Here is a 22121-nt window from a genome sequence, read left to right as displayed (position 1 = left end):
GCGACGCCGCCCGAGCCGTTCCCGGAGCAGTGGGGGCCGGGGGCGTACGGCATATCCGGCCCGCCCCCGGCCCCGGCCTTTCCGGCTCAGCCCTTCGGTTTGGTCAGGTAGGCGTCGATCACCCGCATCGCTTCTTCCGTCTCACCTCTGCGGTAGAGCCAGTGGCCCACGACATCCATCGTGAACAGGGATGCCTTCGGGAAGGCACGTGCCATGCGCTGCGCGCCCGGCAGGGGGGACGCCATGTCATGGGTGGCGTTTACCACGAGGACGGGCGGAAGGTCGCCCTTCGCCCGGGCGGGCTGGGGCTTGGGCGGCATGGTCCAGCCCTGACAGCCGAGGACGATGTCCAGTGCCTGCGCGTTGTAACGGACATGCGGGGCGGCCTTGGCGACCCGCTCGCGGATGGCCCGGTACTGGGCGAAGTCGCGGATCCGGAAGTCGTAGTCCCGGCACAGCACGAGGCGCGACTTGAGGTCGGCGCCGGCGGGAGTCCAGTTGACCTCGCCCTTTCCGGTGTGCAGGGCGGCCAGCTGCTGTGCCGCCTCCTGCGGGTTCCAATGGCCGAGTGCCCTGGTGAGGAAGTCGGACAGCTTGTCGGCGTCGACCTTGGTTTGTGTCGGTCCGTTCGGGCCCGGCTCGCGGAGCTTGCCCGCGTCGGCGCGGGCGAAGAGCTCGTCCGTGACGGCCGTCAGGTCCTGGCCTGCGAGCGCGCAGTCCGCGTTCTTCTCGCACCAGGCCGCGAGCCGCTTCAGGGCGCTGTCGATGGTGACACTGCCGTCGGTGAGGTACCGCTCGGCGTCCGGCCGGTCCGGGTCCATGGCACTGTCGAGGGCCAGCGCGCGAAGCCTGTTGGGAAACAGGCGCGCGTAACGCTCGCCGAGGAACGTGCCGTAGGAGTGGCCGAGGAAGCTGATCTCGCGCTCGCCGAGCGCGGCGCGGATGGCGTCCATGTCGCGGGCCACGCTCTCGCCGTCCATGTGGGCGGCGAGCGGACCTGTCCGCTTCAGGCAGCTTTCCGCCAGCCGGCCGTTCAGGGTGCGCAGTCGCTCGAACTCGGCCGCATTGTGAGGGCGGGCCGGGATCGAGGCGGCGATCGTGTCGTCGCAGTCGGCGTTCTGGCTGCGACCGATGCCGCGCGGGTCGAATCCGACCATGTCGAAGCGCTGGAGCATGGCCGGGTCGTAGCCCTCGACGGGATCGTCCGCGTACAACGCGTCATCGGCCCCGGACGCCCCGGGGCCGCCCGGGTTCGACATCAGGACGCCGATCCGCCGCGCGGGGTCGGTGGCCCGGTGGCGGGCGACGAAGATGCCGACCTTCGGGCCCTCCGGCTTCGACCAGTCCACCGGAACCTCGACCGTCGCGCACTGCGCCCTCGGGCTGGGGTCGGGGGAGGGCGGCTCGGCCTTGGGGCAGGCGCCCCAACTGATCGGCGCGGGAGCGCCCATGGCACCGGACGGCTCCTGGGCGGTCGCGGCGGGGACGCTTACGGCGGAGGCCGACAGGGCCAGGAGTACGGAGACAATCCGCCGTCTCGTGTTCGGTTTCGTGTTCACACGCATGCTCGTGTTCATGCCCGTCACTGTTCCGGCCCCGTATGACGGAGCCTCCATGGGCACATGGTGAGAACGTAACAAGGGGCCGCGGAACCTCCGGCTCCGTGCCGTGCAACCACCGCCGCCTGCGCGGCCTGGTCACCGCCGCATTCTTCCCACGCCGCTCGGCCGCACTGCGCCCCCGGATCGACGCCATCGCGAAAGAACGCTCTCGTGATGCAGGGCGGGCGGAGGGGGCGGAAAATGAATGGTATGGGTGAGGAGCGTGGGGGGCAACGCACAGGGGGGCACCGGGTACGGCTGCCCGGATTTGTCCGCGAGGACGAGATCGGGCTCGGGGAACTGGTGACGCGGGCGACGAAGGCCGTGGGAGTCGCGCCGTGCGGAGGATGTGGGCGGCGGGCACAGAAGCTGAACCAGTGGGTCACCTTTTCCAAGCAGCGCCGGTAGTGCCTGGCGGGAATTCAGGAGACTTCCGTGAGTTCTTCAGTGAGCGAAGACGACGTACTCGTCCACAGCGGTCGGGAACCATGTGACCACTCCCCCTTCGTGTATGCCATCGGGCAGATCCACTGCCGGTTCCCGAACCAGGGCATCGAGAAGGAGTTCGCGCAGGTGATCGGGCGGACAAAGACCAAGGGACTCACGGACAGTCAGGCGATGCGCGAGGCACTGGCGCTCCCGGAAAACCGCTGTCTGGCCCGACAGTTGACCTATGTACTGTCGATACAGGGGGTGGAGGCCTACGTCCTCCTCCCCAGGTACTCGGAGGACTACGGCAAACTGATCGACGCACTGCGACCGAATCCGAGCCCCCTCGATCTCGATGTGGTGATCGGAGTGCGCGGACCGATCTCGATGCCCGATGAATGCAATGGTGTGCCACTCCCCGAAGCCCGGTTCGAACAGTTGTACTCCTTTGATCGCACCTCACTCGTCAAGGCCATGAAGAAGCCGAGAGGAATGACGAGCGAACAGTTCGAAGCGGCGACGGAAGAAGTGCTGACGAAAATCCTTCAGATCGCCGAGAACACGGGTGCGACCCATGAGGCCCGCGCCGCGAATTATGTGGCGTGCCGCTATGCGGCGGTTTACACAAAGACATTTGAGTCGTTCGCGAACGATTTCGCCCTGGCGTCGATCGATGTGCACCCGTCCCCGGTCGGTGAAACCCGACACGTCATGGAATTCACGCTGTCGTACACTGATCGCCGGACCGATATGACGGACAGGTTCTCCGTTCTCGTCGACACCCAGGACATGTATCCGTTCCTGCGGAACCGTCTCGCACCCAGCCTCTGAAACCGCCGAAACCTCCGGGAGAGGTGAGATCGGTGAGCATCCCCCAATTCACTGCGGAATCCAGTGTCTACGGTGTTTTCCCTGCTCAGCCATCGTACGGAGTGTGCGAGCAGGAGGCACATGTGGTCTGCCGGCAGCAGTGCAAGGACGCGTACGATCCAGCATCCTGCCAAGACCGGTGCACGAAGCAATACATCGCGGAGTGCATCTACGAGCCCTACTGCTACACGCAATACTCATGCAATGCCGACGGGGTCAAGGTGGCTGTCGAGTACTGCCGTCAGTACGACGGCAGCATCACCTCGTCCGAGCCGACCACCGTCGGCTACTGCTGACCGACGATCGTCACCGGCGATGCGTCCACTTGACCACGTTCGGCTCCGGACGCTGATGGCGAGCGGGCCCGGGAACCCGGAGATCGTGGTCGGCGTCGTGGACGGGGGTGTGGCGCTCGATCATCCGGATCTCGTGGGGCAGCCGGTGCGGAATCTGGGACCGGTGGGGGAAGAGTCATCCGGTGGCGGGGCACGACAGCACGGGACATTCGTCGCCGGGATGCTGGCCGCCGGGCGGTCGGCGGCCACACCGGGGATCTGTCCCGGCTGCACCCTTCTCGTGCGCCCGGTGGCCGGGGTCGACACACCGCCCGCCGCACCCGCCGAACTCGCCGCCGGACTGGACGAGGTCATCGACGCCGGGGCCAGGGTGGTCAATCTGAGCCTCACCTTGCGCGAACTGCATGACCCGCGTGAACCGCACGAGGGACCGAGCGCGGCGGGCATCAGAGGTCTCGCCGCGCTCCTTGACGCGCTCGACCGGGCGAGAAGCCTCGGGGCGGTCGTGGTCGTGGCAGCGGGCAACGAAGGGCTCGTCGGCGGCGGTTCCGTGATCGTGCGGCACCCGTGCGCGATCCCGGTGGTGGCGTACGACCACCGGGGACGGCCCCTGCCGTCCTCGAACGTCGGGCCGGGCATCGGGCGGCGTGGCCTGGGCGCACCCGGCGAGAACATAGCGGGCCTGGGCGTGACCGGTCCGGTGGCAGGTGACGGCGGTACGGCAACCATGAGCGGCACGAGCGCCGCCGCGCCGTTCGTCACCGGGACGGTGGCGCTGTTGTGGTCCCTGTTCCCGGCGGCGTCCGCCGCCGAAGTGCGATACGCGGTCACGGGCCTCCTCGTACGCCGGTCTGTCGTACCGCCCCTGCTGGATGCCGCAGCCGCCCGCCGCGCGCTGACGGCGCTCCGAGCGGCCGATGCCCGTTGACCGCTCGGAGCGAAGCGGTCAGTCAGTCGGAGGGAAACAGTCAGTTGGCCCGTCGGGCCGGTCGTCCGTCAGTCCGGCCAGTCACCCGCCGGTCCTTCGGTCCATCAGTCCGCCGGCCCTGTCAGCCCGTCAAATGCCGGCCCTGTCAGCCCGTCAAATGGGGATCGTGTCCAGGAACGAGATACGGCGGCTGGTTCCGCCCGTGACCGGGCTGTCGGGCTGTACGTCGTACTCCCGGATCAACACCCGCATCGCGCGGTCGCCCACATTGGCCGGCAGTTGCACGGTCTTGCGCCAGATCCCGATGACGCCGGCGATGGGGTCCCGGTCCATCGTGACGGGCGGGAACGTGTCGAGGGTGATCCACCCGATGTCGTCGGTCAGCGAGGTGCTGCGAATCTGCACGACCACGGTGAACTCCGAGGTGAGACCGTCCCTGCCGGGCGGCGGGGCCGCCCCGACGACCGTCACCGTGACCGGGGATCCGGTCACGGACCCGCCGACCGTCACCTTGCTGCGGCGGAAGGCGGGAAGCTGTACGTACCCGGCGTCCACGGTCGAGGACGCCCGCAGATCCTCGGGATCCAGCAGGGAGTCCGGCTGGAGCCGGATCACCTTGAGGTTCACGAAGGGCTGGTAGGTGGTCTGCCCGGCGAACTGGACGTCGGCGTACCACAGCCGCCGGTCGGCGTCGTACTCGACGGGGTACCCCATCGCGTGGCCCTGGGCCAGCGGCACGTCGATCGCCTGTACCAGGTCGGCGGGCCGGGGGAAGTCGAGGACCGGAGCATCACCCGGGTCGCGGATGGGGTCGCGGCCCCAGGTCGTGGCCCACTCCCCCGCTGCCGGGTCGGGCTCGGCCATCGGGTCCAGGACTCGCACGGCGAGGAGTTCGCCCTCCCCCGAGGCGTACCAGGGCCGTCGCAGGTGGATTCGGACGGTGCCGGCCTGGCGGACGCTGGTGATCACGCCGCCGGACCGAGTCTGCTGCCAGGCGAAGGCGGGCACTGCCGAGTGCACCACGGGCACGGGCGGCCGGACGGTGGACGGCACGTGGAGGGTGGCCTGGGCCCCGCCGCGCGTGACGGGCGGGACGACGAAGGCGACATCGACGGACGCGCCGTCCGGTATTGCGCCGCCGTCGACGCGCGCGATGCTGCCCGCGTCGTCGTCGACGGTGACGTCCCATTCGAGGCTGTAGGCGGTTCCGGGTGCAGCCGGTGTGCCGTCCGGGTTGAGCGGCGGGACGGCCGCGCGGACGACGACGGTGCCGGGCACGAAGGCGCCGGCGACGTCCACGGGGGCGGTTCCACCGAGAGTGACCGTGCGCCGCTGGGTGAAGTAGGGGACGAAGCGCGAAGTGCCGACGGGTGTGTACTGGATGACGCGATGCCGGGTGTCGCCGGGGTCGTGGCGCGCCCGGAAGGCAGTGGTGGTGAGGAGGGGCCCGCCCGGGTCTCCGAGGCCGCCCGGGTCTCCGAGGCCGCTCGCGTCCGGGCGCAGGACGGCTCGGGCGGGCGTGGTGGTCAGTTGGTCGCGTGACAGGTCGTCGACGATCTCGTTCCACCATGCCTCGGTGTGCACGGAGAGGGTGGAGGCGCCGTGGACACTCATCGTGGGGTCGTCGATGGCGTAGGCCGTCTCGCCGGGCTCGCGCAGGATCTGCACGCCGCCGAAGCCGGGCGGGTCGACAGGGCAACGGACCGCGTGCACCATCGTGAGGTCGGTCGAGGGCGTGAGCCCGGCGACGCGGCCGGACAGGGCGGCGGCGCGGGCCGCCGCGATCTCGTCGGCGGGCCGCCCCGGGGTCCCGGCGAACCACCGCCACAGCCCGAGGACTTCCTCGTCGCCCGCGCTCAGCAGCGCGCTGAGGGTGGCCGGGAAGGACGCGGCAGGGCTGAGGGTCACCCGCACGACCCTGGCCGCGAGATCGACGGTGGCGGTGGACTGGGTGGTTCCGGGCGAACCGGGTTCGATGACGAGCCGCATCGGGAGGCGCTGGTACCAGCTGTCGCCCGGGGGCCAGGGGGTGAGCAGTTCGGGGGTGTCGGGCACGCCGTGCAGAGCGATGCCCCGGCACAAGGGGTCCGGCAGCCAGGGCAGGCTCATGGCGTCGGTGTCGAGGTACGGACTACCGCCCGCGCCCGGGTCCGGGGTGCCCGTGACCTTGCCGCCGTCGTACTGGGTCAGCAGGGTGTGGACGGCGGGGTCGGGCCGATGGGTGCCGGGTGCGTCGAGCACACCGTGCCGCTCCAGCATCAGCACCGCCGCCTTCGGGGCCAGCAGATGGCGTTCGCAGGTGGCTCCGGGGACGACCGCGGCGGGGTCGGTGTTGTCGGTGCGCACGACCAGGTCGGTGGGCGACTCCCCGGCGTCGATGGGGCGGCGCAGTACGAGTACGGGTGCGGGCACCGGCTCGTAGCGGGCGTACGTGAGCGGCACGGTCGCGGGCTCTCCCGAGCCCTGGGCCGGGGCGCTGGTGAACGGCGTGGCACGCCCTGCCAGGTCGACCAGGCGGGCCCGGAACTGGTAGGAGCGCCCGTAGCGCAGGGTCGGCAGGGAGCCCGCGGGGGTCTTGACGGAGAAGGAGTAGGGCAGGTCGGGGTTCTTCTGCGGGTCGGGATCGGTCAGTTGGCCGTCGATGCCGAGGGTGCGTCCGTAGGGTTCGGTGACCAGGCTCCAGTTGTTCCAGCGGAACAGCGCCTGCGCCAGCCGCGTGACGGGGTTGCCCTGGTCGTCGGTGCCCCGGGTGACGGCATCGGTGAGCGTCCCCTCGTCGTCGATGGGCAGCGAGTCGCTGTAGCCGTCGACGTGATACGCGCCGACGCGGGCGCAGAGCGGATACCACTGACCGGAGCCCTCGTCGAGGACGTCCACGCGGATGCCCTGCTGCACATTGCCCGCGTGCAGGGCGATCGCGTCGCCCTCGCCGCCGGCCGCAAGGTCCGCGTCGATGTCCGCGGCCTCGGCGAGGGCGGCCCGGAAGGCGATCTGACGGTCGGCTTCCGCGACGATGATGCCGTCCGAGCGCAGAGCGGGGGGCTGGAGCACGGGCGGCGGATCCCCGGTGCGCGGCAGACCGCGCAGAGTGTTCGCGTACGACTGGAGCGCCAGCCCGCCCGCGTCCACGTCGAAGTCGTACGGGGTGTAGACGGTGATGTCGTCCAGGGGCAGGAACAGCGCGCCCGCCGTGCCGTTCTCCCGGGCAAGGGTCAGCGTTCCGGCGTGGGCGATGCAGCGGGTGCGGGGGCGGTAGTTCTCGATGAAGGTGCTCTGCTGGGGCACGGCCTGGAGGGAGACCGGGCCTTCGAGGCCCGCCGGGAGGGTGATGCTGATCCGGCGGATGAGTCCGATGGGGACGGTGAGGCCGGGGTGGTCGGCGAGGGCAGCCTGCAGGGTGTGGAATTCGTTCTGGGGCGTTGTCCCGTGCCCGATGTGCATTTCTTCCCCGGCCGCGGGAGTGAGGGGCCGGTGGAAGTCCGCCAGCCGGGTCCATCCGGCCGGGTCCCGTTCGTCGCTGTCGCCGACGACTCCGCTGCGCATCAGGGCCTCGTACGGGGACGCGCCGGGCCCGGAACCCTCCCGCGCGCCGACGAGGTGGACGAGCCGGTCGATGCCCGCCCACCGGTCCGGCGCCACGTGTCCGCCGGAGGGCGCGACCCGTTGCCCGTCGGCCGGGCCGGTGGGCGATGCAGGGGCGACGGTGAACAGCCGGGTGTACTCCCCCCGCAGGGACCGCGCCACCAGGTGGTTGGGGTACGACTGGAGGGGCTGCCCGGCCGGCCGGCTGTCGAAGACGAAGGGGCGGACGAGTATGGAGGCCGGGAACAGCGCTTGCCACAGCGCGGTGTCCGGCGGACCGCCGAGGAAGGTGGCGGGTGTCGTGACGGAGGTGCCGTCCGGCTTCTTGACGATGACGACGAGGGTGAAGGCGAAGGTCGGCCATGCGGCGATGTCCGTGTAGCGGGAGAGCGGGAGGACGGCGGTGCCGGGCGGGTCTCCCTCGTCGTTGGACAGCCGGATGCTGAGGACGAGCGAGAGCGGTACTGTGCCGACTGCGGTCGGTTCGGCTGCCGGGTCCGGCAGCAGCGTCCACACGATCGTCTGTTTGATCATGCCGATCACACATCTTCCATGGTCGCGAACGCTGCGCAGCGGTCCTGCCACGTCGTCGCGGTGGGGAACGCGTCCGGGTACGTCGGATCTCCTCCGCCGCCGAACGAGCGCTCCACGGAGAGGGTGACCGACTGGGAGAAGAAGGCGACCCGCACCCGCACCGTCACTGCGGCCGTGCCGTGGATCTCCTGCCGGGTGGGCCCGCCCGGCGCGGCCGGGTCCTTGGGGACCTCCCGGGTCTCCAAGGCGAGATAGAACTCCACGGAGACACTGACGATGCCGAGGACGTCCAGCGCACCCACGGCCCGCAAGAAGCCGCGTAGCTTGGACTTCTCGTCCTCGATACTGATGTAGACACCGGCGGTGACGGACACCGAGCCGCTGGCCACGCCCAGATCCAGAGCGGTCGCGGCGCCGAACTCCAACTGGGCTTCCAGGGCCACGACGTGCCCGGACTCGACGGTGATCGAGAAGAAGCCGCCGCCGCCGAACAGGGAGACGGTGACGAGGAAGGGCTGGTCACGCGAGGAGACGGCGAAGGTCGCGCGGACCGGGGATCCGTCGAAGGGGAGGACGACGGTGCTCGACAGCGCCAGGTTCTGAAGCAGGAAGACGCCTGCGCCGATGGTGGGGACGGCCAGACCGTAGCCGACTTCGACGCCGGAAGTATCCGCTCTCACCCGTGGCCCGCTCGGTGGCGACGGCAGGTATGCGCGCAGCCGGTCCAGGAACCGCAGGTCTCCGGAGAAGCCGACCTTGCCGACCTTCGCGTCGAGGGAGGGGGACGTGCCGGGTTTTCCGGTGAAGGCCATGCGGTCGAAGCCGATGTCCAGGATCCCGGCGAACGACAGGGTGAAGCAGCGCAGTTCGCCCCGGACCTCGGCCTGCGGCGGAGTGCCGTCGAACCGTACGACGGTGATGCCGTGCAGGTCGAGTGTGGTCGCACTCGTCGTCTGCAGCGGCCCGAAGGTGCCCACGCTCACCGGGGGCCGCCAGAGCAGTTCTGTCCGTACGGCCGTGGGCGGCTGAAGATCGCCCGGCGGGCGGATCACCGTGGTGACCATGCGGGGGGCATCCGTGCCGTCGCCGACGCCGACCGTGGTGGGCGGGATCAGCCGGGTCAGGTCCAGGACGCCGAGCAGACGGGTGGGAACGAGGCTGCCGGCGGTGGGCGGTGAGAAGTAGTCGGCCGGGTTGAACTGCCCGGACTTGAATTTCTGGAGGTCCCCGCCGACCAGGCCCGCCGTGCTGGACAGGCCCGACACCGGCAGCGCCAGCGAGGCGATCGCGCCCGAGGCGGTGGGCGGTGGGGCGAAGGCGACAGGATCCGGAAGGAGGGCGTACACCTGGTGGGTGCCGGCGAGGCCCTGGCTGACGTAGTCGGCGTCCAGTTCCAGCCGCCGTACCGCGCCTGTCACCCCCGCCGGGGCTGCCGACGCGGTGGGACTGGGGGCGGTCAGGGCGTCCAGGGCGGGGATACGGGCCTCGACGGCCAGGAGCCGGGGATGTGCGGCGAGGCGGCCCGCCTGCTGGAGGGAGACCGGAGGTGCGGTCGAAGGCTCGGCTCCGACGCGCAGGGCGGTCACGTCCACGGTGGACGACTCCGCGTCCGTGCCCTGTACGGGGGCGAGTTCGAGGCGGCCGGTGGCGGGCAGCGCAATGTCCTTGGACTTGGCCTCGTACTCCACGAGCGCCCCGGCCAGTCCGCCGTAGGCGGCGTCGCCGCGGACGAAGACGAGCGACGAGGTGAAGTCGACCCGGTGTCCGAGCCGGTCGGTGGCGGTGAGACCGAAGAGCAGCCGCTGGCCGGGCCGGTCGGCCGCGTGCAGCCAGTAGCCGACGTCGTCGAGGGGTTCCTCGGTGTTGCCGATCTCCGCTTCCAGGGGGTTGTTCAGCCGCACCTTCACAAAGGGGAAGGCCCGGCTCCCGTGCGGGAGGGTCGCGACTCCGTCGTAGGTGATCTCGGGCTGCAGCACGGTCAGCCGGGCCACCTGCACCAGGCCGAGGTCGAGATGCCGCTCGGTGCGGGTCGCGACCTGCACCGGGAAGCCGAAGGGGAGCAGATAGCCGCGCTCCAGCACCTGGACGACGATGTCACGGCCGCCGGCCGAGCGGTGGCGGTAGGCGGTCACGCCGAGCGCCGGGAAGTCCGCCCAGTTGCCCACCAGGTCGACGTCGGCCCCGAGGGCGCTGAGGGCCAGTACGTCGGCGACGACAGGCCTGCTGGCGGTGGCGTTTGTGATGAGCTGCCGGTGGATCGCCATCAGCGAGCTGAGGAAGGGGTCTTCGGTGCGGGCGGGGCCTGCGGAGCCCAGGGACACGGGCGCGTCCGGGGAGGTGAGGCGGGTGTGCCACAGACCGGTGGTCCCGGTGGAGCTCGTCACAGGGTACGTGCCGTGGGTCCAGGTCACATCGGTGGTGGGGCTCAGGAAGAGACCCCACACGCATTCCAGGGAGGTGTCGTCCGGGGACATCGGCAGCCCTGCCCAGGCCAGCAGCCCGGCGACGGTGAGCGGCACGGACGCACCGGCCGGCACCTGGAAGGTGACCCGGCTCTCATCCGCGTACCGCACCTCCTTCGTCCCGGTCGAGGAGGCGTCGGGCGTCGTGGCCTCCTCGAGGACGGCCTGCGAAGGGAAATGGACGGTGATGCAGCCCGGCAGACCGGGGGTGCTGGGCACGAGGAACGCCGATCCGGCAGTGTCGGTGCGTGAGAGACCGGCGAAGGTGAAGTCGAGGACCACCATGTCCTCGCGGCGCATGAGCGTGATGGTCTGACCGTCCATGGGCGTGGACGAGGCGGCGCACATGTGCACCAGCTCCCTTGGGTCTCCAGGGAATTCGCCCCGCATACGATTCTTTCATCCGCCCCGCGGCCGTGCCACCGGAGCACCCGCGCCGATGCCGGCCCGGCGTGATCACGGATGTCGCCCGCCCCGTCACCGAGCGGTCAGTCGGCCGTCACGGGGGCCCGAAGAGCCGCGGCATGGCTTTCCACCGGGCCGTGAGCCGGCTGCCCCAAGGACTTTCCGGCCACAGTCGGCGCGCGGGGCTTCCCGAGGCCGAGGACGATCTGCTGGGCGCGTACACAGCGCAAATGCTCAGCAACTGACAGCCTGTCGCCGACCCCGATGAGGCGGACTCGGCTCTCGCGCCACACGCGGACACAGCGGTGACGCCGCATCGGACGGGGGAACCGATGCGGCGCCGGTGTTCACTGCCCGGGCTGCTTCAGCCCGTAGACCCGGTCGAGGGTTTCGACGGTACGACTGCCTGCGTTGTCCCGGAGTTCGGCGCGTCGCGGTAGAGCCCCCGGCGTTGCACTCAGCCGACCGCCACCGGCGACGAGCCGCCCGCCACGGCCAGACGGGGCTTCCCGGAGCCGTCCGCGGGGACGGTCCAGATGTCGCTCGCCCGCCCGGCAGCGCCCGGCAGCGCGTAGGCAACCGTGCCGTCGTTCAGCCAGGCTGCCTGGTCGTCGACGCTGCGGCTCTCGGCGAGCGGCGTCTCGCGCATGGTCCGCAGGTCCAGGGCGTACAGCCGCCAGGGCGCGGCCGGGTCGTCGGAGACCTTCTTCTTGAAGGCGATCCGGGTGTTGTCGGGCGACAGGGAAGGACACTCGGCGTTCTGCCGCAGCACCTTCGCCGACCAGTTCCGCATGTTCCCCTCGACGAGGTAGGTGCGGCCCTTGGTGGAAACGGTCGCGTAGAAGCGGTTGTCGTCGCGGGCGAAGGTCACTCCCCAGTAGTTGACGTCGGGGGCGTGGTAGCGGACGCCGTCCATGGTGAGGGGGATGTCCTCGATGGATTTGATGAGGTAGCCGGTGCGCAGGTCGAGGATGGCGGTCCGCGTCGAGAAGGCGGTGGTGGAGTACGAATCACCGGTGGCGAAGACTGTCCAGGAGAGCATCCGCCCGGAGGCGGAGACCCGCGCGCGGTTGGGCACCCCCGGCACCACGACCCGGCGCGTCTCGCGCAACCGCCGGTCGAGAACGACCGCGTATGTCTTCGGCAGCACCCCGGGCTCGGCCCGCAGGCAGAGTGCGCTGTCACCGGAGGCGTAGAACCGGTCGCAGGCGGGACCACCGCCGGTGCGGGTGGCGGGAGTTCCGGCACGCGGTTGATGGGCGACGCGTCCCGTGGCCGTGTCCCGGAAGTACAGCGCGGGTCCGGTGAGCGTGAACGAGGCGTCGGCATCGCCTCGTCGGCCCTCCGAGCGGTGTTGCACGTGCTGGACGTACCCGACGGAGCCGCCCGCGAGGAGCAGCACCGCGGCCACGACGACGGCGATGCGGGCCCGCGGGCCCAACGGGGTGGCGGTTCTCGGGAACCTTGCACTCATACGGTCCGCCTCTCGGGAATGCTTGCTCCCGGCCCCTCGGGAGCCTGGGTGGCTGACGGGTTGCGCGGCAGCAGTGCCCAGCCGCCCACAAGTGCGGCGAGCAGGGCGGACAGCGCCGCCCACAGGGCGGGACTCGGCCCCCACGCCGTCCACGCGGCACCGAAGCCCGCCGCGGCGAGCATCCGGGCCAGCGCCTGGCCGGTCTGGAGCAGGGCGAGCCCGCCCGCTCTGCCGTCGGCGGGCAGCACGGGTCCGGCGAGGGCCATCAGCACCCCGTCGGTGGTGGCGTAGAAGATGCCGAGCAGCACGAGGACGGGCACCAGGAGTAGCAGGGCCGGGCCGCCCGTCGGGGCGAGGAGCGTGGCGTACACGCCGAGCAGGGCGATATGTCCGTACAGGAACGGCAGCCGTCGGCCGACCCGGTCCGCGACGCGCCCCGCCGGGACCGCGAGCAGCAGGTAGCACGCCGCCGCGCCGAGCGGGAGCAGCGGGAACCAGCCGACGGGAAGGCCGAGACGGCGTTGGAGCAGGAGGTAGACGAAGGCGTCGCCGATGGTGGCGGCTCCGAGCAGGGCGGCGGCTCCGAGGATCCGCCGGAAGGCGGGATCACGGAGTGCTCCGAGTACCTTGCGCCCACGAGGTGTTGTCTTCTCGGCCGGTGCCGGCCGGTGTTGTCCGGGAACGTACAGAACGAGGAGCAGCACCCCGAGCAGGCCGACGCAGAAGCTGACGACGAACACCGCGTCGTAGGCATCGGCGGTGGCCCAGAGCAGAGCGAACGCGGCGAGGGGGCCGAGCAGTGCGCCCGTGGTGTCCATCGCCCGGTGCACGCCGAAGGACCGGCCCAATGTCTCGGGAGGGCTGCTCAGGGTGATCAGCGCGTCACGGGGCGCCGTACGGATGCCCTTTCCGACCCGGTCGGTGGCGAGGGCGGCCGCGATCCCGGCGGTGGCGCCGCCCGCGAGGAGCAGGCCGAGCCGGGAGAGGGCGGAGAGGGCGTAGCCGATCCCGGCGACCCGTTTGTGCCCTCGGCCACGGTCTGCGGCATGCCCGCCGAGCAGCCGCACGACGGAGGCTGCGCCGTTGAACAGGCCGTCCAGGAATCCGAATTGGAGAGGTGAGAGACCGAGTCCGAGGACGAGGTAGAGCGGCAGCACCGCGGTGACCATCTCGGAGGAGATGTCGGTGACGAGGCTGACCGTGCCGAGTGCCAGGACGGTGCCGGGGATGCGCCGGCCCGACCCGCCGGTGCGGGTCGGTGCCGGCGCGTCCCGGCGGCCTGTGGTCGCCAGATACATCAGTGGCAGGCGTACTTCGGGCTGGCGTCCTTGGTCTTCCCGTCGGTGCCGACGTAGCTCCAGCTGTAGTCGGAGTCGGTGAAGTCCAGCTTCAGCACGCCGTATTCACCGCTGATCCGCTTCTGGCTGTTGGGCTGGACGTTCTCGATGGGATACGGCTCGGCGCCGCCCATGCCGCCGACGATCTCGGTGATACCGTCCGCGGTCGCCTTCCCGTCGGGGTTCTGCGGGGCGAACCGCTCGTAGTGGTGGTCGTGCCCGTTGAGCACGAGGTCTGCCTTGGCCCCGTAAAGGATCTTCCAGACCGGCCTGCTGACCGGGTCGTTGCCGTGTCCGCCCGAGGAGTACAGCGGGTGGTGGAAGAAGGCGGCGATGCACGCCTTGCTGTTCTTGGCGAGGTCGGCCTTGAGCCAGTCGATCTGGGCGCTCCGGTCGAAGGAGTTGGAGTCGAGGGCGATGAAGTGCCAATTGCCCTCGTCGAAGCTGTAGTAGCTCTTGCCCTGGGGATACGCGATCGCCCCGTAGTACGCCTTGTAGCCGGCCAGCGCCCCGGCCGGATCGTACGTCTCGTGGTTTCCGGGTACCGGATGCGTCTTGTTCTTGAAGGCTCCCCAGGTCTTGTCGTAGTAGGCGCGGTAGTCGGAGATCCGGGCGTCGTCGTACTGGTTGTCGCCCATCGTCAAGTAGAACTTCGGATTGAGCTTCTGGGCCAGTGCGGCGGTCTTGGGGTGCGCGCAGTCGCTGTCGGAGGCGGTGCACTGGGCGGCGATGTCACCGGCGGCGACCACCGTGAAGGCGCCGGTCTGCGGGGGCGCGCCGTCGAAGGTGCCGTACACCTCGACCTCGTGCAGCGAGTAGCCGTAGGCGGTGCCGCGCGCGGTGCCGTACACGCGCAGGTAGCGGCCCTTGCCGGAAAGGCCGGACCAGTCGTCGGTGCCGCCGTTCCCGGCCTTCTCGTCGGCGAGCCGGGTCCACGTGGTGCCGTCCGCGGAGATCTCGATCCGGTACGCCTTGGCGTACGCGTCCTCCCAGCTCAGCTGCACCCTTGTGACGTCGGCGGTCCCACCGAGGTCGACGCGCAGCCACTGCGGATCCTTGCCCTCCGCGCTCGCCCAGCGGGTGGCGGGGTCGCCGTCGAAGGCGTTCTGCGGGCCGTGGCCGGAGTCTTCTTCGGAGGAGGCGGTGGCGGTCTTGCCACGCGAGATGAGTGGGTCGGCAGCGGCGCCGGCCCGGTCGGGGTAGGCGAGCAACAGGCTGCCGACGAGGAGGAGTACGGCGGCGATGACCACGCCCACCGTACGGCGCCGCGTGGACGTGAGGAGCGGAGTTGAGCCGTTCAGGTACATCCCTGGACTCCTGGCCTTGGGGGGTGGCGAGAGCTGGGCATCGGTGCGTGACCCCGCGCCCCGCCCGGACGCGGGCAGGGGACGGCATCGTGGCGGCCGGACCAGAGCTCTCACTGAGCGCGTCATGCCCATGGGGACGGGGCACCGCGCCAGGCCGCCGCCCGGAATGCTAGCGAACAGTAAACTTTCCTACCAGTCCCCAAATCCCCTTGATCCGGCTTCCGTTCGACACTCTGCCGCATCCGGCCACCGGCCCTCGTCGGCATCGTCACGAAGCTGGACGCAGTGGGGCGTCCGACGCGTCGGTGTCGACGAATCCGGGTGGGGCGACGGAAGTGCGTCCGGCTCCTGGCGGTCCGAACCGGTAGCGCTTCCAGTTCCCCCGCGCTGCACAATCGCTACCCGTTGCCGCACCCGATGCGAGAGAAGTTCCTCCGTCGCCTGTGGACTTCCGTCGGCGCCTGATCAAAAATGCCCAGTGGAGCGGTTTACCGGTCCGGGGATACGTTGGCCCGCGTCGTACACGATCCAGGCACCCGTGTCTGCCGATTGGAGCCGCACCATGAAGGACGTCACCGAGCTGACCGAAGGCTGGAGCCTCAGCCACGACGGGGCGTCGCTCGATGCCGCTGTCCCTGGCTGCGTCCACACCGATCTGCTCGCAGCGGGGATCATTCCCGACCCGTACATCGGCCTGAATGAGCACGAGGTCGCGTGGGTGGGACGCCGCGCATGGACGTACACCCGCGAACTCCACCCAGCAGAGACGGCCCAACACACCTACGAGCGGACCGACTTGGTCTTTGACGGCTTGGACACCTCCGCACACATCGAGGTCGCCGGGAAGACGCTGGGGCGCACTCGCAACATGCACCGCTCCTACCGGTTCGATGTCACCGGCCACACCGGAGAGCTCCGCGTCGAGTTCGCCTCGGCCTACGACGAGGCCGCCACCGTGGAGAAGTCGACCGGGCCCCGCCCGAACGCCTATCCCGAGCCTTTCCAGTACATCCGCAAGATGGCGTGCAGCTTCGGCTGGGACTGGGGACCGACGGTGGTGACCGCCGGCATGTGGCGGCCCGTCCGCCTGGACCACTGGTCCACCGCGCGCATCGCCCGCGTCCGCCCCCTGGTGACGGTCGAGGGCACGACGGGGCTGGTGGAACTGCACGTCGAGGTCGAGCGCACCCGGCAGGGCGCCGACCGTCCTCTCGTGGCGCACGCGTCGGTGGCCGGTGCGACGGCCCGCGCGACCATCGACGGGGACCGTGGCGTGCTGTTGCTGGAAGTCCCGGACGTGGCCCTGTGGTGGCCTCGCGGATACGGCGAACAGCCGCTGTACGACGTGGCATTGACCATCTTCGACGCATCCGTCCCCGGCCGGGCTCTGGACACCTGGGAGCGGCGGGTCGGCTTCCGCACCATCGAACTGGACCGCGGCGCCGACGAACACGGCACCGGCTTCACCTTCGTGGTCAACGGTGTACGCGTCTTCGTCCGCGGCATCAACTGGATCCCCGACGACGTGCTGCCTTCCCGTATCTCCCCGGAGCGCTACCGCACCCGGCTGCGGCAAGCCACCGACGCCAACATCGATCTCGTACGGGTTTGGGGCGGCGGGATCTATGAGGACGACGCCTTCTACGACGCCTGCGACGAGCTGGGCCTGATGGTCTGGCAGGACTTCCTTTTCGCCTGCGCCGCCTACCCCGAGGAGCAGCCACTGCGCGGCGAGGTGGAGGCGGAGGCCCGCGAGAACGTCGTGCGGCTCATGCCGCACCCCAGCGTGGTCCTGTGGAACGGCAACAACGAGAACCTGTGGGGCTTTTGCGACTGGGAGTGGGAGCCGGAACTCGCCGGCGACTCCTGGGGCGAGGGCTACTACCTCGGACTCCTGCCGCGCGTGGTCGCCGAGCTCGACCCCACCCGCCCTTACACCGCGGGCAGCCCCTGGTCCGGATCGTGGGACCACCACCCCAACGACCCGGACCACGGTACACACCACTCCTGGGAGGTGTGGAACCGGCAGGACTACACGGAGTACCGCGCGAACGTGCCGCGGTTCGTCGCCGAGTTCGGCTGGCAGGCGCCCCCGGCGATGGCCACGCTGCGCCGCGCCCTGCCCGGCGAGATCCTCGCCCCCAACTCCCCCGGCATGCTGCATCACCAGAAGGCCGGGGACGGCAACGGCAAGCTGGACCGGGGCGTCGCCCGCCACTTCGTCCTGCCCGAGAACGACTTCGACCGCTGGCACTACCTCACCCAGGTCGTCCAGGCCCGCGCCGTCGCCACCGGCATCGAGCACTGGCGTGCGCACTGGCCGCGCTGCGCTGGCACTGTCGTATGGCAGCTCAACGACTGCTGGCCCGTCAGCTCCTGGTCCGCTGTCGATGGCGACGGCCGCCTCAAGCCGCTCCACCACGAGCTGCGCCGCGTCTACGCCGACCGCCTCCTCACCCTCCAGCCGGACGGCGAGAACGGCTCCGGCCCCGTACTCGCCCTGGTCAACCAGTCCGCCGAGCCGTGGACCGCCGCCGTCGCACTCCGCCTGATGCGGGCCGACGGCTCGCTCGCCGCCCGCGCCCGTCTGGAGCTGACGGCGGCACCGCGCACGGTGCTGCGCGTTCCGGTGCCGCAGGACGTCGTGCCGGCCACGGGCTCGGCCGAGGAGTACCTGGCGGCGGACGCCGACGGCCTGCGGGCCCTCCACTTCGCCGTGCGGGACCGGGAGTTCGCCTACCCGGAGCCGCGGTTCGGGATCGCTGTGGAGAACGTGACCGGCGACCGGGATTCGGTCGACGTCGTGGTGACGGCACAGACCTTGGTGCGGGACCTGCTGCTCCAGGCCGACCGCATCGCACCGGACGCCTGCGCGGACCGCGGTCTGGTGACCCTGCTCCCCGGCGAGCGGGCCCGCATCCGGGTACGCGGGGCGGCCGGCGTGGGGGCCGACGCAGTCCGGGCGGCAGTCTTCTGCGTGGAGCCCGCGTGAGCGCCCCCCGCCGAGCGCGTCACGAGGAGACCGCGCTGCAGGAGGGCTGGTGGAAGGGGCGTCAGGTGGGCGGGGCCGCCGATTCCCCGCACGGAAAACCGGAGGACCGGCGTGGTCGGCGATACTGCCGACCACGCCGGTCCTGGCCCGCGGAGCGGGAGAGGGTCCTACGACTCAGTAGGCGGAGTTGACGTTGTCGATCGACCCGTAGCGGTGCGCGGCGTAGTTGGCGGCCGCGGTGATGTTGGCGACGGGGTCGGTGACGTTGTACGCGGTGCCACCGACGTGGTACGCGCTGAAGGTCGGCTGGATGACCTGGAGCAGACCCTTGGAAGGGATGCCCTTCTGGGCGTTGACGTCCCAGTTGTTCTGCGCGTTCGGGTTGCCGCTCGACTCGCGCATGATGTTGCGGTGCAGCCCCTCGTAGCTGCCGGGGATGCCCTTGGCCTTCATGATGGCCAGCGACTGCTTGATCCACCCGTCCAGGTTGTTGGCGTAGCCCCTGGCGGTCTGGCTGCCGTCCGCCGAGGCCTTGACCACGGAGGCGCCCACCGATGTCGTCTCGGCGGCCTGCGCGGATGTCGAAGTCAGCGTGAGGGCTGCTGCGGCGGCACCCATGGTGGCGATGCCTGCGACGGACAGCGTACGGAGGCGGGCGATGCGGCTGGTGCGGGTCTGCGTGTTCGTGGTCATACGGAAGGAACTCTCCAATGGGGACGTCATGGTGTTGCCGGCCGGTCTCGGTTGCGGCGGCCTGCGGAGCTGAACCCCGCTGTTGCCGGCTCGAGCGAACCGATCCGGCGAATCCGCCTGACCCGGCCGCTGCTCCCTGCAACGACAGCCATGGTTAGCGGTGGGCCGAGGGGAAAGCAATTATGTGACGTACTACCCAACTACGGAGAAATGTCCGAAATGAGAATTTGAATGGCTTTTAAGAGCCTCTGTGGCGCTCTCGGTCCTACTACCGTCGTTAGGATGTGATCCAGCTCCTATGGGTGGCATCACATCCTCGGTCCCCGGCCGGGGGTCTCGGCGGGTCTCCGGCAACGCACGAACGGGGCACTCCGGCGGCTCCCGCCCCGCGCGCATACGCATACAGCCACCGCACGGCTCCGCGACGGCAGCGAATGGCGGATCAGCGCGGGCGGGGGCGCCAGGCGCTTCGTAGATTGGCGAGAACACCTCGACCACCGGAAGGCCGGTGCGGACCCGTGACACCGCAGATCGACTACAGGGGGGTGTTCGCGGCCACGCCCAGCCCGTACATGGTGCTCGACCCCGACCTGGTGATCGTCGACGTCAACGAGGCGTATCTGCGGGCGACCGGCACCGGCAGGCAGGATCTGGTCGGGCGGTATCTCTTCGACGCCTTCCCCGACAATCCGGCGGCTCCGGATGTGCACGGGGTGCGGAAACTGCACGCCTCGCTGCGCCGGGTCCTCGGTTCGAGGGAACCGGACACGATGGCGGCGCTGCGGTACGACATCCCCGTCGCCGACCGGTCGGGGGAGTTCGAGGAGCGGTGGTGGTCCCCGATCAACGCCCCCGTGCTCGGGCCGGACGGACGGGTGGCATGGATCATCCACCGGGTGGAGGACGTGACCTCGTTCGTCCTGTTCCATTCCGGCAGTCCGGTCGCGGGCAGCGGCCCGCACAGCCAGCGACAGGCCATGGAGGCCGAGCTGTACGCCCGGGCGCAGCAGCTCCAGCAACTCAACGAGAAGCTGCGCCAGGCCCACGCCCGGGAACGCCAGGTCGCCGTCACGCTGCAGGAGGCGATGCTCCATTCCCCGGACCTGGGCGAACACCGGAACGTCGCGGTGCGCTATCTGCCCGCCACCGGGACACTGAACGTGTGCGGCGACTGGTACGACCTGGTCGACCTGCCTCACGGCGTCTTCGCCGTCGCGGTCGGTGACGTCGTCGGCCACGGACTGGCGGCTGCCGCGGTCATGGGCATGCTCCGCAGCGCCCTGAGCGCCGCCGTCAGAGCGGTCGACGGGCCCGAGAGGGCCCTGGACGTCCTGGACCTCTATGCCCGGTCCGTGGACGGCGCGCTGGCTACGACCACGGTCCAGACCGTCATCGACCCCGTCGGCCGCGAGATCTCCTACAGCGACGCCGGTCACCCTCCCCCGGTCCTGGTACGTCCCGACGGCAGCTGCGATCTGCTGGACCGGGCCACGGACCCGCCCCTGGCCGCCCGCCCTCGCCACGCCCCCCGTCCCCGGGCCGCCATGTCCTACGCACCGGGCGACACCCTGGTCCTGTACACCGATGGGCTCGTCGAACGCCGTGGCGAGGACATCGACACCGGTCTGGGCCGGCTGACCGACGCCCTGTCCCACTACCGGCGCCTCAGCCCGGAACGCCTCGCCGATGCCCTGCTGGCCCGTCTCGGCGTCAGCGGCGGCGCCCGTGACGACATCGCCCTGGTCGTCGTCCGCCTCTGAGCCCGCGGCCTGCGAACGGCGCGCGGCGATTGACGGCGGAGCAGGTCCTTCCGGCACAGCGCCCGGACCGATGCGGACTCACGCGGGTTGCGGTGAACCACTCGCCGGGGGCTCCTCGGCGCCGAAACGGGGCAGAGCCGTGGCGCTGTAGTCCGCTACGGCCGCCTGCAAGCCGATGTCCACCTGTGCGCGTTCGGACATGTGCCACCGGTGTTCCAACAGCTCGTGATAGAGCTCGGCCGGGTCCATGGAGCTGCGGATGTCCCGCGGCACGGCACGCACCGTGGGCCTGAACACCTCGCGGACCCAACGGTGGGCGAGCACCTCCGCCCGGGCACCGAGCGGGTCGCCCGGTGCGTGGTCCTCCTGGGTCGCCATCCAGCTCTCCAGGTCGTTGAGGAGCCGTCGGGCCTGGTTCTCCTCGGCGTCGAGACCGGTGAGGCGCAGCAGCTGGCGTTGATGGTGGCCCGCGTCGACGACCTTGGGGACGAAGGTGATCGTGTCACCGTCCGAGGAGTTGACGATCTGCATCTCGGCGACGTCGAAGCCGAGGTCGTTGAGCCTGCGCACCCGTCGTTCGATGTAGTGGTACTGGCCGGCGGGATAGACCGAGGTACGGGTCAGCTCCGTCCACAGCTCCTCGTACCGCTGGCAGATCTCCGCGCCGAACGCGATGGGGTCCACCGAGGGGTGGAGCGCACCGGAGGCCTCCAGGTCGAGCATCTCTCCGCTGATGTTCACCCGGGCCAGGTCGATGTCGTAGGCGCGCTGCCCTGCGCTGAGCCGGTCGTGCACCTCGCCGGTCTCCGCGTCCACGAGGTAGGCGGCATAGGCGCCGGCGTCCCGGCGGAAGAGTGTGTTGGACAGGGAGCAGTCGCCCCAGGCGAATCCGGCGAGGTGCAGCCGGACCAGCAGTACGGCGAGTGCGTCCATGAGCCGGTGCACCGTGGTCGGTCGCATGGTCGTCTCGAACATCGAGCGATAGGGCAGGGAACCGTTGAGGTGACGGGTGATCAGCATCGGCTCCAGTGGCGCCCCGTCGCCGCCGGTTCGCCCGGTGACCACCGCGAGTGGGTCCACCGCGGGGATCCCGACCCGGGCCAGGGTGCGCAGCAGCTCGTACTCGCGTACCGCCGGGCGCTCGGCCAGCTCCTTGATCGCCACCACGTCGGACCCGGCTCGGGCATAGCGCACGATGTGGCGGGAAATGCCGCGCGGCAGCGTCACCAGGTGTTTCTCCGGCCACTCCTCAAGTGGCAGATGCCAGGGCAGTTCGAGCAGGAGAGCGGGGTGCTCGGGGTTGGTGGCGCTGAACCGCAATGCCATCGTTCGCCTCGCTCCTACGGTGACGGGACCATCAGTGTGACGTAGCCGCCCGGGGCTGCCGGTGCACGGGGCCGGCACGGTACCCGGCCGCACGAAAGGATCATCACATGCCCACGATCAAGACT

12 protein-coding genes are annotated in these 22121 nt (G+C 70.3%); 4 read left to right on the top strand and 8 right to left on the bottom strand.

Going from position 1 to position 22121, the window contains the following annotated elements; translation table 11 throughout:
* Nucleotides 1-86 precede the first annotated feature (86 nt).
* Entirely contained in the window at nucleotides 87-1577 is a 1491-nt protein-coding gene (locus ACF08M_RS07820; RefSeq protein WP_392184352.1) for an alpha/beta fold hydrolase, read from the bottom strand.
* Between the two features lie 459 nt (nucleotides 1578-2036).
* On the opposite strand from ACF08M_RS07820, the gene ACF08M_RS07815 reads away from it, so the two are divergent.
* Complete coding sequence (locus ACF08M_RS07815; RefSeq protein ID WP_392184351.1) at nucleotides 2037-2861, top strand: hypothetical protein; 825 nt, start codon at nucleotides 2037-2039, stop codon at nucleotides 2859-2861.
* 354 nt (nucleotides 2862-3215) lie between these two features.
* Nucleotides 3216-4124 carry a S8 family serine peptidase gene (locus ACF08M_RS07810; protein WP_392184350.1) on the top strand — a complete coding sequence of 303 codons (909 nt, stop codon included), beginning with the start codon at nucleotides 3216-3218 and terminating at the stop codon, nucleotides 4122-4124.
* A 153-nt stretch (nucleotides 4125-4277) separates the two neighbouring features.
* On the opposite strand, the gene ACF08M_RS07805 is transcribed toward ACF08M_RS07810, so the two are convergent.
* The 5 genes from ACF08M_RS07805 to ACF08M_RS07785 form a co-directional block, all read right to left on the bottom strand.
* Nucleotides 4278-8240: a hypothetical protein gene (locus ACF08M_RS07805; RefSeq protein ID WP_392184349.1), complete on the bottom strand. Its 3963-nt coding sequence runs from the start codon at nucleotides 8238-8240 to the stop codon at nucleotides 4278-4280.
* Between the two features lie 5 nt (nucleotides 8241-8245).
* Nucleotides 8246-11050, bottom strand: coding sequence for a hypothetical protein (locus ACF08M_RS07800; RefSeq protein ID WP_392184348.1), 2805 nt, complete (start codon nucleotides 11048-11050; stop codon nucleotides 8246-8248).
* 514 nt (nucleotides 11051-11564) lie between these two features.
* Nucleotides 11565-12581 carry a TolB family protein gene (locus ACF08M_RS07795; protein ID WP_392184347.1) on the bottom strand — a complete coding sequence of 339 codons (1017 nt, stop codon included), beginning with the start codon at nucleotides 12579-12581 and terminating at the stop codon, nucleotides 11565-11567.
* A complete protein-coding gene (locus ACF08M_RS07790; protein WP_392184346.1) occupies nucleotides 12578-13879 on the bottom strand; it encodes an MFS transporter in 1302 nt (433 codons plus the stop codon). The genes ACF08M_RS07795 and ACF08M_RS07790 overlap by 4 nt, the downstream gene beginning before the upstream one ends.
* Nucleotides 13879-15225 (bottom strand): discoidin domain-containing protein, encoded by a 1347-nt coding sequence (locus ACF08M_RS07785; RefSeq protein ID WP_392184345.1) that lies wholly within the window; start codon nucleotides 15223-15225, stop codon nucleotides 13879-13881. Before ACF08M_RS07785 ends, ACF08M_RS07790 begins: the two co-directional genes overlap by 1 nt.
* A gap of 562 nt (nucleotides 15226-15787) precedes the next feature.
* Between ACF08M_RS07785 and ACF08M_RS07780 the strand changes: the two genes are divergently transcribed.
* Nucleotides 15788-18217, top strand: a complete 2430-nt coding sequence (locus ACF08M_RS07780) for a glycoside hydrolase family 2 protein (RefSeq protein ID WP_392184344.1) — start codon at nucleotides 15788-15790, stop codon at nucleotides 18215-18217.
* Between the two features lie 174 nt (nucleotides 18218-18391).
* Here the strand turns inward: ACF08M_RS07780 and ACF08M_RS07775 are convergent, their stop codons facing one another.
* Nucleotides 18392-18910 carry a transglycosylase SLT domain-containing protein gene (locus ACF08M_RS07775; protein ID WP_392184343.1) on the bottom strand — a complete coding sequence of 173 codons (519 nt, stop codon included), beginning with the start codon at nucleotides 18908-18910 and terminating at the stop codon, nucleotides 18392-18394.
* Between the two features lie 518 nt (nucleotides 18911-19428).
* Here ACF08M_RS07775 and ACF08M_RS07770 point away from each other — a divergent pair.
* Complete coding sequence (locus tag ACF08M_RS07770) at nucleotides 19429-20670, top strand: PP2C family protein-serine/threonine phosphatase (RefSeq protein ID WP_392184342.1); 1242 nt, start codon at nucleotides 19429-19431, stop codon at nucleotides 20668-20670.
* A 78-nt stretch (nucleotides 20671-20748) separates the two neighbouring features.
* Here ACF08M_RS07770 and ACF08M_RS07765 read toward each other — a convergent pair whose 3' ends face one another.
* Nucleotides 20749-21996, bottom strand: coding sequence for a DUF4032 domain-containing protein (locus ACF08M_RS07765; protein ID WP_392184341.1), 1248 nt, complete (start codon nucleotides 21994-21996; stop codon nucleotides 20749-20751).
* Nucleotides 21997-22121: the final 125 nt, after the last annotated feature.

Origin of the sequence: Streptomyces sp. NPDC015032 (genome assembly GCF_043080425.1) — a bacterium.
GTDB lineage: Bacteria > Actinomycetota > Actinomycetes > Streptomycetales > Streptomycetaceae > Streptomyces.
This window is presented reverse-complemented; position numbering and strand designations above follow the sequence as displayed.